The organism is Pseudomonas violetae (assembly GCF_023072615.1).
Lineage (GTDB): Bacteria > Pseudomonadota > Gammaproteobacteria > Pseudomonadales > Pseudomonadaceae > Aquipseudomonas > Aquipseudomonas violetae.
On the sequence record NZ_JAKNRW010000037.1, the window covers coordinates 13,051 to 25,505 of the forward strand.

The window sequence follows — 12,455 nt, forward strand, 5'->3', positions numbered from 1 at the left end:
CCGTGGAGATTTAAGATGCGTTACCCGCAGGATCATAAAGCCCAAACCCATCAGCGCATCATCAAGGAAGCTGCCGCACGCTTCCGACGTGACGGCATCGGCGCAACCGGCCTGCAGCCCCTGATGAAAGCACTGGGCCTGACCCACGGCGGTTTCTACTCGCACTTTGCCTCCAAAGACGAACTGGTCGAGAAAGCCTTGCAAGCGGCAGGCGAAGAACTCGACGCGCATTGCGCCATGCTGTTCGCCGAAGATCGTCCCCTGGACGCCTTTATCGACAGCTACCTGTCCAAATGGCACCAGACGTCGCCCCAACAGGGCTGCCCGCTGCCGACCATGTCATCCGAACTGGGTTTGCGCGGACAGCCAAGCCCGACCACCGATGCCGTGCTCAACGCTCGGCTTGAACAAGTGCAGGGCACGCTGGAGGGTGAACATGCCGACGACCGCAGCATCGTCATCATGTCGACCTTGGTAGGAGCACTGCTGTTATCGCGTAGCGTCGAGAACCCTGGGCTGGCCCAGCGAATCCTTGATGTCACACGCGAACACTTGAAGCACTCCCAGGACTAGTCCTGCCAGCGCTTGAACAGCACGCTGGCATTGACTCCACCGAAGCCAAAACCGTTGGACAGCGCGTACTCGATAGCCATCGGCCGAGCCTTGCCATGAACAATGTCCACGCCTTCGGTCGCCGGGTCCGGGTTATCGAAATTGAGCGTGGCCGGCGCTACCTGATCACGAATCGCCAACAACGTGAAAATCGCCTCGATCCCGCCTGCGGCGCCCAGTAGATGCCCGGTGGCAGACTTGGTGGCCGTCACCGCGATCTTGCCCTCAGTGCCGAACAACGACTTGATAGCCGCCAGCTCACCAAGGTCGCCGACCGGCGTCGAAGTTGCGTGAGCATTCAGGTGTTGCACCTGATCCGGGGTGATACCCGCCTGAGCCAGTGCCAACGCCATCGCCCGGTGCGCCCCGCTGCCATCCTCCGGACCCGCAGTCAGGTGATAGGCATCCGCGCTGGTACCGTAGCCAACCAGTTCCGCCAGCGGCTTGGCCCCACGAGCCAAGGCATGCTCCAGAGATTCGATTACCAGAAGACCAGCGCCCTCGCCCATGACAAACCCGTCACGCCCACTGTCGAACGGCCGTGAAGCACGCTCAGGGGTTTCGTTAAAGCCACTGGATAAGGCCCGCGCCGCCGCAAAGCCGGCAAGACTGACGCGATCAATCGAGGCTTCCGCCCCGCCACACACCGCAATATCCGCCTCACCACAGCGAATCAGCCGCGCTGCATCACCAATCGCCTGCACCCCGGCCGCACACGCCGTCACCGGAGCTCCCAACGGGCCTTTAAAGTGGTGCCGGATCGACACATGGCCGGCGGCAAGATTGACCAGGAACGACGGAATGGTGAACGGCGACAAACGCCGAGGACCACGACTGTCAGTGGTGCGCACCGCATCGGCAATCGCCCCGAAACCGCCAACGCCGGAGCCAATGATAGTCGCCGTCCGCTCCTGGGCAGTGTCATCCAGCGCCTGCCAACCTGCCTGTTCCAGCGCCTGAAGTGCCGCTTCCATCGCAAACACGATAAAGCGGTCCATCTTCTTCTGTTCCTTCGGCGGCGTCGCCCGATCCGGATCAAACCCCGCCTCGGCATCATCAGCCAGCAACGGCACCACTCCACCGACCGAGGTAGGCAAATCGGCAACCACAGCGTCCGGCAAAGTGCGCAACCCAGACCTTCCCGCCAACAGCCGCGCCCATACCGCTTCGACACCCGTGCCCAAAGGCGACACCAGCCCCATTCCTGTAACAACCACTCGACGATCACTCATACCGCAAACACCTCAAGCCGCCTCACTTGTATCGCGTGGCAGCTTTGCTCTTGGACAAATTCGGCGCCATCACATGACGCGCCGCTACAAAGGCATCCCAATCGGCCGCATCGGGCAACGAAGGAATCGTAATCAGCTCACCCTGGTCCAGCCCTGACAGAGCAGCATCAACCATTTCCCCCGCCTCCATCACCATGTCCGCTGGAATCTGCGAGGCATCGATACCGGAACGCTCCCAGATTTCCGTGCGGGTTACGCCAGGCAATACGGCCTGGACCTTGACCCCCGTACCATCCAATTCGGCGTTCAGGGACTGGGTCAGACTTAACACATATGCCTTGCTCGCGCTGTATGTCGCGTTGAAGCGCTCGGGAAACAACGCGACGACCGAGGCAATGTTGATAATCGTGCCGCGGCCCGCCTTGGCGAAACCGGCGGCTGCCGCTGAAGCGAGGCGCGTGACGGTGGTGACGTTGAGCTGAATCAGGCGCTCCAGTTGGTCCAGGTCGGAATTGGCCAACAGGCCATCCGCCGCGACACCGGCATTGTTCAACAGGAGACTGATGCTGGAATCACTGCGCAGGCGTTGTTCGAGTTTCAGCACGTCGTTTTTTTGCGTCAGGTCTGCCGTGAAGACTTCGACCTGAATGCCGTGAGTTGCGCGCAGTTTGGTAGCAGCGGCTTCCAGACGTACCTGGTCGCGGGCTACCAGCAGCAGATCGAAACCACGCGCGGCCAGCCGCTCGGCGTAGATGGCACCGATGCCGGAAGAGGCGCCGGTGATGAGGGCTGTTCCTTGGGATTGGGGGGAGGTCATCGGTGTGCTCCTGTGGGGGATTCAATAGTGGAATAAGGCCGGGAATGCCCTTGGCTAGTAGCCGATGATTTTATTATAGGCATAATTTAAAGTTAATATGACAGCCGTAATCTTAAAAAATCGACGGACGGAGAGAACAATCACCGCCGCCAGAATGCAAAAAGGCCGGTCAATGACCGGCCTTACAAAGCTCACTGATAAGGTTAGTTCACCACTAACCTTTCGCGGTTTTTATCCAGAATCGCCTTACCGATGCCTTTGACTTCGAGCAGTTCGTCCACCACAGCGAATGGACCGTTCATATCACGATACGCAACAATCTCTTGAGCCTTCGCTTCCCCGACTCCTACCAGGTCACGCTGAAGAGTAGACGCGTCAGCCTTGTTGAGATCGACCTGGACTGCCTGTGGTTTGGGGGCAATTTCTTGAGCAGCGGTTTTTGCGCTGGTCTCGGCTTTCGGCGCAGGCGCGGCATAGGCGCTTATGGATAGACTGGTGAGGAGGGCAAAAACCAGGGAGGAGAGATAGCCAGTACGCATAGTTGAAGCTCCATATCATCGATTGGGAAAGCAGCTTTTCCGAAGCTGCCTTCCAAATTTAGGTGATGTATGGAGCCTGTCAAAAGTGTGTCTGTTGCTGGATGTGAAACAATCAGGGATCTGAATCCAACTCGATACAAGGCATAAATTGAACGTAGAAGCTACCCTCTGTTCGTCGGCATAGGCTCAACATTATCAGAAAGGTACGATGGAAATGTCTCGAGTAGACAGTATGGAAAGACGATATTGGACTTGTTAACAACTCCCCAAAGTGCAGTAAGTGCTTAGCAGCCAAAAGCAATGTATAATTCACACTTCAAACAAACAGAACAAGCAAAATTTAATTTTATAAATTTTAACAAAGTATATTTTCTATGTGAGACCTAGAATGAATAAAGGTGTAATTTTTATTACAGGAGGAGCTGGATTCATCGGCTCCCACTTGACGGACATTCTACTTAAGAGAGGATACAGCGTAAGAGTATTTGACAACTTATCTACTGGAAAGCGTAGCAACCTGCCACTTGAGAATCCACGCGTACATTTGATAGAGGGAAACATCGCTGATGCAGTAGCGGTGGCGCAAGCAATGAATGGGTGCAAAGCAGTAGTGCACTTAGCGGCCGTAGCTTCAGTTCAGGCTTCAGTCGACGATCCGATCAGTACTCATCAAAGTAATTTCGTTGGCACACTTAATGTGTGCGAAGCAATGCTACAATTAAAAATCAGTCGAATATTATTCGCCTCCAGTGCTGCAGTATATGGTGGGAACGGAGAAGAAAAAGCGATCGGTGAGGACACTCCAAAATCACCGCTGACCCCCTACGCGTCAGACAAACTGGCAAGTGAACATTACATTGATTTCTATAGGCGCCAACACGCTTTCGAATCAGCAATCTTTCGATTCTTCAATATTTTTGGTCCTCGCCAAGATCCAGCATCGCCATACTCAGGAGTTATTAGCATATTTGCTGATAGAGCCCGGAATAATTTACCCATAACAGTTTTTGGGGACGGAGAGCAGACAAGAGATTTTGTTTATGTTGACGACCTTGTCCAGATTTTAGTTCAAGCGTTAGAGGCTCCAACGGTCGATAGCTACCCGATTAATGTTGGGATGAATCATTCAACGACATTAAATCAATTGATAGCAGCCTTACGCGAAATAACCAAATGTTCGCCTGCCGTCATCTATGCTCCTGCTCGTGCTGGCGACATTAGGCACTCTTTGGCAGACAATAAAAAATTAGCTACACATTATGATATCAAAAATAAAACCTCTCTAAAATCCGGATTAGAAAAATTGCTTGCGCATTCAAGCGTGCACTAACAGCAAGCCAACCGTGCATTGCTGCCGCTCTACTATTAGACTACTATTAGTAGAACACGCAGCAATACATTATATTATTTGCCGACTATCCTACCAAGATATTTTATGCGCGCCATCATGAGAACCAGACTATAAGAAACTAGAATTATGATCAACGACAAGAAGGGTATCACCCAAGTCAAACCCTCAAACTCAAGACCAAAATACTGACCATAAAAACCAACCACTAGATCCAACACAATAACATGTATTAAATAGATACCAAAACTAGCAGCACTCAAAGAAATCACAAAATCATATAGCTTACCCGGAAGAAACTTAGAGTATTCAACGATTATATACTTAATGAATATAAACCACGCTGCAGAAGCAACAATCACGCTTGGTGACAAGACAGCTGTGAAATCAGCCACCAACACGCCTTCGTTTGCAAGAGTCAAATTAGAGGTAAGGTATCCAGTAATGGATGTGGATAAGACAATCACAACAGCGCAGATAGCTGCGTGCCAAACTGAGTACTCACGAGTTCCTAGCAGATACCCAAGAACAAAGTACCCTATATAACCAGTGGCATATGACATGTCTATTTGATTTTTTAGTCCAAAATATTTTTGCAGCAAAGGTAAAACACCTACTGCGAAAAACCATAGACAGCAATAAAACCAAAGCAACACTCGTTCTCCTCCTACCGTCCATTTTCGTAAAATAGGCAAAAACAAGTAGCAACCAATGATCGCGTACAAATACCACAAATGATAACTGACAGGAAACATCAACATTTGCGCGACACCACCGAAGTCAACAAATCGCTGCCCCCCGTAGTAAATTTTCCAGACAACGTAACTGACAGTCCAAAAGAGCAATGGAACTAAAATCCGATTCAAGCGCTTATAAAAAAACAAAGAAGCTGGCTCATTGAATCTTAGAAGCAAAAAGCCAGACGCCATAAAAAACAATGGAACGCAAGGACGTACAATCGCCTCATAAAAATTCACAACGCTCCAAGCCCACACAGGCATCTCATTGAATCGGTAGTGGTAAGGCGCAGTAATATGCAAGATAACAACCATAACGATCGCCATCGCTTTGACACAATGAATCCAAAAGTGATCGTCGCGCCTAAAATTTCTGTCCAGAATTTCCAAACCAACACCCTCCGATAAATCTCCACCAGATCAAGACTTTATAAAAAAAACGATCTTAAAACAACAGTATTTATGATTGAAACGGCCAAACGATAGCGGCGAAAGAATAAAATGTGCGCGCCATTACAAATAGTGAATGGCTCACAGGTCTTTTTTTCAGAAAATTCGCACTCTAGGATCTACATCGTTTATGATCCAAGCTTGGACTAACCTAAGAAAGTTAATTACAAAAAAAAAGAGTAGCCCGGCAATGCGCACAGAATACAACTTAGAAACCGCACTAATATCAGCCTCGATAGTTTTGATGTTTATAATTTTTTCAACACTATGGAAGAGAAAGATAGAAAGCGCTGAAGTCCCCCACCAATATAAATTTATAAACGGACTTCGAGGAATTGCTGCGGTATTTGTATTTGTTAATCATGCTCCATTCGTCCTCACGAATCTAGGTGTAACAAACAGCAGATTCTCATCGTGGGGACAGATATATCCAAACCTAGGCTCCTTCGGTGTTCAAATTTTCTTTTGCATCACAGGTTTTTTATTTTTCGACAAAATCATGAAGTCAAAATCAATAGATTGGAACGGTTTTTTCGTGGCTCGTTTGAAACGAGTAGCTCCGTTGTATTATGCCTCGTCAATAATTGTTGTACTTATAGCAACAATATACTCCGGCCAGACTATTCTAAACAGAGAAACAATCGCTACACTTGCAGGAATTATTTCATTTAACTTCATCGATAACCCAATGAAAATTGGTGATGTCTCACTGATACCGCTCAGCTCGGTAACATGGACACTTGTTCATGAGTGGAGATTTTATGCAGTACTACCAATGGTTGCGATATGTTATCGCTCAAAATATAGAAACCTGACGCTTCTAGTGACAGTAATTTTAGCAGCAATTGATCTTGGCACATCTGCAGTAGTGTGCTGGACATATTTTCTAACAGGAATGATTGCGGCAGCCATTCTCAAAGTTAAAATAGAACGTTGTTCGATAAAATGTATTGCCAATATAACAGCCGTGGCTAGCTTTATTCTTACCTGTGGTCTTCTCGAAATTCCCGGTTACGGATATGAAAGATATTTAATAACATCGCTGTTTTTCCTATGCGTCACAATTTCAAACCCAAGAGCGTTACACTTTAAGTTTCTAAATAGACTAAGCGATATTAGTTACAGCATATATCTGTTACACCTACCGATCTTGTTCGTAACATTCAAATCACTTGCTCTGCTTTCCGATCTATCCGGCATCGGAAAATACACTTTCTGGGCAGTTAATTTTATCGTAATTCCTGTTGTAGTTAGTGCGTCTGCTCTGACTTTTATTTATATTGAGAAAAGATTTATGCTGCATTCAAAATACACCAAACCACAAATAACAGTGGCTCAAAGATCCTGATCACTAATAGTTAATTTCATCAAAAAAAAAAGCCATGCTCATATGAGCATGGCTGCTTTGACGCTCAGACTATTTAGGGTAAAAGACGTCGCTGCTGATATATATAATCAACTATATCTCCATCAGGTGCATACCCACTGACGGTTTCCCTAAGAAGCTGCCGGACGCGGGAATAGTCATCTTCCTTGACTGCGACGAGAAGCTCTTCAAGCTTCGCTTTCAGCGATTCCCACGAAAGATAGTCTTCATTAGCACGCATTATCATTGGGTGCTGAGTAGCGACTACGTTATCGCCGATAAGCAACTCCTCATATAATTTTTCTCCTGGACGCAACCCCGTAAATTCTACAGAAATGTCACCATGAATATTCTTTTCAGATCTCACACTTAAGCCAGACAGATGGATCATTCTCTCTGCTAGCTCAATAATTTTTACTGGTTCGCCCATATCTAATACAAATACATCACCGCCCACGCCCATAGAGCCAGCTTGGATCACCAACTGTGCGGCCTCAGGGATAGTCATAAAATAACGCGTGATTTTAGGATGCGTAACCGTGAGCGGACCGCCAGATTTAATTTGTTTATGAAACAACGGTATTACAGACCCAGACGAACCTAGTACATTGCCAAATCGAACCATAGTGAACCTGGTTTTATTCGTCTTCGGCTCGTCCGTGATATCGCCGAACATAACTGGAGCACGTTCGCAACTCAATGCCTGAAGTGTGAGTTCAGCCAGGCGCTTTGTGCTGCCCATTACATTGGTCGGCCGCACAGCCTTATCAGTGGAAATCAGTACAAAATTGTCAACACCAGCTTGCACTGCCGCCTGCGCGGTGTACAAAGTGCCTATGACATTGTTTAGTACCCCCTCAGCAATATTATGCTCAACCATTGGAACGTGCTTATAAGCTGCAGTGTGGTAAACCGTAGCCACATGCCATGTTTTCATTACATCTAAAAGTTTTTCCTGATTTTGAACCGAACCCAAGATCGGCAATACGCGTAAAGGCAAGGACTCACGAACAACACGCTGCTCTAGTTCCGAAAGTATTGTGTAAAGATTGAATTCACTATGCTCGAAAAGCAGAAGCGTCGTAGGGTGTAGAGCTATAATTTGACGACATAGCTCAGATCCGATTGAGCCTCCTGCTCCCGTTACAAGAACTACTTGACCTTTAATGCAATGTTCGAGTAATTCGCTCTGTGCAGGTACAGGATCCCTGCCCAGTAAATCAGCGATATCAACCTCTTGAATATCATCAACTTTAACGCGGCCGCTAGCCAAATCCATGAAGCCTGGGATACTGCGTACATGCAGTGGGAATCCTTCGAGAAATCCTAGAATTTCTCGTCTTCTCGCGCGGTTAGATGAAGGAATCGCTAATAGTATTTCCTGCGCGCCAGTAGATTCGATCATCTGCTGAACATGTTTAGGTTTGTACACATGCAGACCTGATATGACCCTATCAGCGATAGAACTATCATCGTCTATAAAGGCCACCGGCCTCATGACACGACCCATTCTAAGTGCGGCCACGAGTTGATTTCCTGCAGCACCGGCTCCATAGATTGCAACCCTAGTGAGCCCATTATCACGGCTGGTAAATGGAACATGTTGTGCGGCAGAAAACCAATCCCCTAAAAAATATTGACGCATTGCCAGGCGTAATCCACCAACCATGATAAGGCTCAACCACCAGTAATTGAAAATTATCGACCGAGGAACTACATTTTCATGGTTGCTATACCAGTAAACAACTACACCAAGGATCAGAGAGGAAAGAGAAACTGCTTTGATAATTGCAATTAGTGCATCATTACCAAAATAGCGCATTACAGCGCGATACATACCGAACCGAATAAATAATGGAATAGCTACAGCCGGGGCACTGAAAAACAGCCATGCGTGCTGAACGAACGGGTTAGTCAGTTCGTCAAGCCCGAGCCTCACTACAAAAGCCATCCACAGGGCAAACCAAACTAATAGAGTATCGGCCAATACCTGGATAAGGCGCTTTTGACGGCGCGGCAAGCCTAGAAGGAACTCTCTCAATCTATCCATAAATCCTCCAATCAACCTACCCATCCTCTCAGAAATTTATTGCCGACACATCTAAGCAATAAAACAGAAGCCACGTTGCTTTGTAAAAACTAAGAATTCACTTCTACTCCGCCTGCATTGTATTTTGAAGCGATCAAAATTAAAGGCGAGTACGCAATTACTAGAGCCAACACACCGTCTAGATATTCAACAGCTACAAGGTAGGCCAATGGAAGAAGCCAAATAATATTTATTGCTGCAACCCCAAGCGTTACATATAGGTGTTTGCCTATGCGTCGAGAGGCGAACTGATACGCGTGACTTCTATGAGCCTCATACACTTTATCACCTCTAATCAGACGCCGGATTAAAGTAAACGTAGCATCAACAATGAACACGCCAAGTAAAATTACCCATACCCAGAAAAATTTTGGAGATAATGCCGCTGCCTGTAAGGAAAGCGTCGCGAGTATTACACCTAAGAAACCACTCCCGGCATCACCCATAAATATCTTTGCAGGTGGAAAATTCCAATATAGGAATCCAGATACTGCAAAAGCTAGAAAGAGTGGAGCCCATATTAGCTGCTCAACACCACCAAAAAAATAGAGCACAGCAGCGCTCAAGCAGACTGTAATAGCCTCAACGCTCGCCAAACCATCAATTCCATCCATAAAATTGTATAGGTTCAACATCCAGACGACATATAAAGCGCCAAAAAAATACGACAGTATGCCGAAGTTTAACTCAAAACCAAAAAAGACCAATGAAGGTAAACTTGCGACCCAGTATAGAGCCCAAATCGCCGCCATGAAATGCCCTAACAACCTCCAACGAGCAGCGATATGGCCATGGTCATCGAGAAACCCGATCAGAGCTACTGCGCCTCCAGATCCGACTAGGCCAACGGCCTGCCCCCAAGGGAGATAACCATAATAAGATAGTAGTGGGAGTAGCATCAAAAAACTCACCACAATAGCAACCCCACCTCCGCGGGGCGTAGGGATTGAGTGCGAACTCCGAAGATTTGGAATATCTATTAAACTATGATTGAGCGCGTACAAGCGAAGCATTCTTGTAAGAATCAGAGACACGATAAAAATAATCGGTATTAGAAACCATGCGCTCATAGAGTGGCGATTCCTTGGTAATGTTTAACTGTTTTATTAAGAGCGTCATCCACTGATACGGGTGGTGTCCAGCCCAATAAGGTTTTATTTTTCGTGATATCTACTTGAAGCGAACCACATAGCCTATCGGTCAATTTCGCCTTACCCACAATACTCGATGCGATTCTTATCAGCCTCTCAGGAATCGGCAATAGAATAGTATGACTGCCCAACGCCCGCGACAGTTTCTTAAGGAGTTGTGTGGTAGAGAGATCATCACCATCACTTACCAGGAATATTTGATTCGCTGCCGCAGGGTGCGTCAAACAAACATTGACAAAATCAACCAAGTTATCCAACGCAACTAAACTTCTTCTATTATCGATAGATCCAAATGGCAACGGTATATTTTTCTCCAATATACGCATCATTGTCAAAAAATTGGCCTTAACACCCGGCCCATAAACTAACACGGGTCTAATTATTACGACCTGCATATGAGAATCAGTCGCGATTTTTAGTAAGCCGATCTCGGCCTCATGCTTAGAAATACCATATTCATCTACAGGGGCTGCGAGGGACTCAGCGGTATAAGGACACCCAGATGAAGTTACTTCACCATTGACTTTGATAGAGCTAATAAATACAAATCGTTTAACACCCATTCCAGCAGCTTGTCTCGCGAGATTCAACGTACCTTCAACATTAGTTTTTCGGAACTCTGCCAAAGGGTTCGCAGCCCGCTCGTTCATCACATGAACACGCGCTGCTGAGTGAACAATAATATCCACCCCATTCAAAGCTTGGGCCCAGCACTGCTGAACGTCTAATTCGCGAAATAATACAGAATCAAAAATAGTAGAAGCCACCGCCATCGGATCACGGGTGGCAATCTTAATATTAAAAATATCTCGATGAGCCATCTCGCGCAAAATTGCGCCCCCAACAAACCCAGAGGCTCCTGTCAACAACACTGTTTCACGAGAGAATTCCATTAACTCACCAGAACTTGCAATAAGGAGCTGCTCACTGAAAATAGCTCATCAAACGATCATTTACTTGACGGGCATCAAAATTTTCTTGCGCAATTTTGAAGCTATTCAATCCCATCATCTCAATCTGATCTGGATGGTTAATAAAATATAGCATCTTTTCGGCAAGCGCTTCCGACGACCACGGGGGGACTATAAAGCCATTGACACCCTCCCTTACCGTCTCCCGGCAACCAGGTACATCTGTGGTAATAACCGGACGACCAATAGCCATAGCTTCCTGAGTACTTCGGGGAACGCCCTCTCGATAGGATGGAAGTACAAAAACACTGGAGTTAGAAAGCCAGCCAGCTACGTCGTCAACGTGACCACGGTGATCTACCAATCCCTCACTGACTAATTTGCTTACATCGCTCAAGCTCAGCCCTCCGGGATTTGTCTCATCCAGACCACCCAACATCAAAAATGTTGCGGAGTCTGACTTCGATCGGACTAATCGTGCGGCCTCGATGAATTCGTTTATCCCTTTCTCCGCAAGCAAGCGACCAACGAAGATAAAGCTTACAGGTCTGACTGGCGGTGCAGAATAAGGATAATTGCGCAAATTCAATCCGATACCGCCAAGCACGCTTACTTTGCGGGCTTTGAGTTTGTGCTTTTCAATCAGATCGATAGGATCGTCTTTGTTAAGAAAAATTATTCGCTCAAGAAATGGAAATGAGATTCTATACAGAAAAACCTGTACGCATTTCAAAATCCTTCCTTTCCACGATGCTCCATCAGGTTTCTCGGTAAAGACATAACCAAGCCCTTCAAGCATACCGATTCGTCTCTTAACACCCGCCATCGCAGCTGCTAATGTTCCAAAAATCACAGGCTTTGAGAAATAGCTGAAGACAAGGTCCGGAGAAATGTTTTTGATAAGTTTTGACAGTTTATAAGTGTTTAAAATGTCGCCAAATGGATTCAGGCCCGCCCGACTGAAAATGTAGTCAACAGGCTCAGCTCCAAGAGCTCTAACTTTTGCCCGCGTTTCAACGTCGAAGTCAAGCGCAAAGGTATACACTTGATCTCCTCTTGCCACCAACGCCTGAATCAAATCGGCCCTGAATCCAAGAACACAAGCCGCTGTGGTCCCTATCAACACTATCTTCATTTAAAGATCCATTCGTCGTAGCAAACGAGCTTGCTCCAATACGTCGCAGATCAAACATGCGGCGATCA

11 protein-coding genes are annotated in these 12,455 nt (G+C 47.2%); 3 read left to right on the forward strand and 8 right to left on the reverse strand.

All coding sequences use genetic code 11. The features are described from left to right. The first annotated feature begins 15 nt into the window (after nt 1–15). A complete protein-coding gene (locus L9059_RS25975) occupies nt 16–573 on the forward strand; it encodes a TetR/AcrR family transcriptional regulator (protein ID WP_247293723.1) in 558 nt (185 codons plus the stop codon). Here L9059_RS25975 and fabF read toward each other — a convergent pair. From fabF to L9059_RS25990, 3 genes are all read right to left on the reverse strand, one after another. Beyond that, nucleotides 570–1,844 (reverse strand): beta-ketoacyl-ACP synthase II, encoded by a 1,275-nt coding sequence (gene fabF / locus L9059_RS25980; RefSeq protein ID WP_247293724.1) that lies wholly within the window; start codon nt 1,842–1,844, stop codon nt 570–572. The two genes, L9059_RS25975 and fabF, sit on opposite strands and share 4 nt — an antisense overlap. A 22-nt stretch (nt 1,845–1,866) precedes the next feature. Beyond that, entirely contained in the window at nt 1,867–2,661 is a 795-nt protein-coding gene (locus L9059_RS25985; protein WP_247293726.1) for an SDR family NAD(P)-dependent oxidoreductase, read from the reverse strand. A 203-nt stretch (nt 2,662–2,864) separates the two neighbouring features. Beyond that, complete coding sequence (locus L9059_RS25990) at nt 2,865–3,200, reverse strand: ComEA family DNA-binding protein (protein ID WP_247293728.1); 336 nt, start codon at nt 3,198–3,200, stop codon at nt 2,865–2,867. A 388-nt stretch (nt 3,201–3,588) separates the two neighbouring features. On the opposite strand from L9059_RS25990, the gene L9059_RS25995 reads away from it, so the two are divergent. Then, nucleotides 3,589–4,530, forward strand: a complete 942-nt coding sequence (locus tag L9059_RS25995; RefSeq protein WP_247293730.1) for an NAD-dependent epimerase/dehydratase family protein — start codon at nt 3,589–3,591, stop codon at nt 4,528–4,530. A gap of 74 nt (nt 4,531–4,604) precedes the next feature. Here the strand turns inward: L9059_RS25995 and L9059_RS26000 are convergent, their stop codons facing one another. Beyond that, nucleotides 4,605–5,675, reverse strand: a complete 1,071-nt coding sequence (locus L9059_RS26000; RefSeq protein WP_247293732.1) for an acyltransferase — start codon at nt 5,673–5,675, stop codon at nt 4,605–4,607. Nucleotides 5,676–5,925: 250 nt separating this feature from the next. Here L9059_RS26000 and L9059_RS26005 point away from each other — a divergent pair, with 250 nt between their 5' ends. Continuing rightward, complete coding sequence (locus L9059_RS26005; RefSeq protein WP_247293734.1) at nt 5,926–7,083, forward strand: acyltransferase family protein; 1,158 nt, start codon at nt 5,926–5,928, stop codon at nt 7,081–7,083. A gap of 73 nt (nt 7,084–7,156) precedes the next feature. Here L9059_RS26005 and L9059_RS26010 read toward each other — a convergent pair whose 3' ends face one another. The 4 genes from L9059_RS26010 to L9059_RS26025 form a co-directional block, all read right to left on the reverse strand. Continuing rightward, nucleotides 7,157–9,151 carry a polysaccharide biosynthesis protein gene (locus L9059_RS26010; protein WP_247293735.1) on the reverse strand — a complete coding sequence of 665 codons (1,995 nt, stop codon included), beginning with the start codon at nt 9,149–9,151 and terminating at the stop codon, nt 7,157–7,159. 89 nt (nt 9,152–9,240) lie between these two features. Beyond that, the gene (locus L9059_RS26015; RefSeq protein WP_247293736.1) at nt 9,241–10,260 is read right to left on the reverse strand and encodes an MraY family glycosyltransferase; all 1,020 of its coding nucleotides are present in this window, start codon (nt 10,258–10,260) and stop codon (nt 9,241–9,243) included. After that, complete coding sequence (locus L9059_RS26020) at nt 10,257–11,234, reverse strand: UDP-glucose 4-epimerase family protein (RefSeq protein WP_247293737.1); 978 nt, start codon at nt 11,232–11,234, stop codon at nt 10,257–10,259. The genes L9059_RS26015 and L9059_RS26020 overlap by 4 nt, the downstream gene beginning before the upstream one ends. Before the next feature lie 31 nt (nt 11,235–11,265). Next, entirely contained in the window at nt 11,266–12,387 is a 1,122-nt protein-coding gene (locus tag L9059_RS26025) for a glycosyltransferase family 4 protein (protein ID WP_247293738.1), read from the reverse strand. Between the last annotated feature and the right edge of the window lie 68 nt (nt 12,388–12,455).

Excerpts from the sequence above, each read along its gene's own strand:
- L9059_RS26025 (WP_247293738.1), bottom strand. The coding sequence starts at position 12,387 with ATGAAGATAGTGTTGATAGGGACCACAGCGGCTTGTGTTCTTGGATTC.
- L9059_RS25975 (WP_247293723.1), top strand. The coding sequence starts at position 16 with ATGCGTTACCCGCAGGATCATAAAGCCCAAACCCATCAGCGCATCATC.
- L9059_RS26005 (WP_247293734.1), top strand. The coding sequence starts at position 5,926 with ATGCGCACAGAATACAACTTAGAAACCGCACTAATATCAGCCTCGATA.
- L9059_RS25990 (WP_247293728.1), bottom strand. The coding sequence starts at position 3,200 with ATGCGTACTGGCTATCTCTCCTCCCTGGTTTTTGCCCTCCTCACCAGT.
- L9059_RS26020 (WP_247293737.1), bottom strand. The coding sequence starts at position 11,234 with ATGGAATTCTCTCGTGAAACAGTGTTGTTGACAGGAGCCTCTGGGTTT.
- fabF (WP_247293724.1), bottom strand. The coding sequence starts at position 1,844 with ATGAGTGATCGTCGAGTGGTTGTTACAGGAATGGGGCTGGTGTCGCCT.
- L9059_RS26010 (WP_247293735.1), bottom strand. The coding sequence starts at position 9,151 with ATGGATAGATTGAGAGAGTTCCTTCTAGGCTTGCCGCGCCGTCAAAAG.
- L9059_RS25995 (WP_247293730.1), top strand. The coding sequence starts at position 3,589 with ATGAATAAAGGTGTAATTTTTATTACAGGAGGAGCTGGATTCATCGGC.
- L9059_RS25985 (WP_247293726.1), bottom strand. The coding sequence starts at position 2,661 with ATGACCTCCCCCCAATCCCAAGGAACAGCCCTCATCACCGGCGCCTCT.
- L9059_RS26015 (WP_247293736.1), bottom strand. The coding sequence starts at position 10,260 with ATGAGCGCATGGTTTCTAATACCGATTATTTTTATCGTGTCTCTGATT.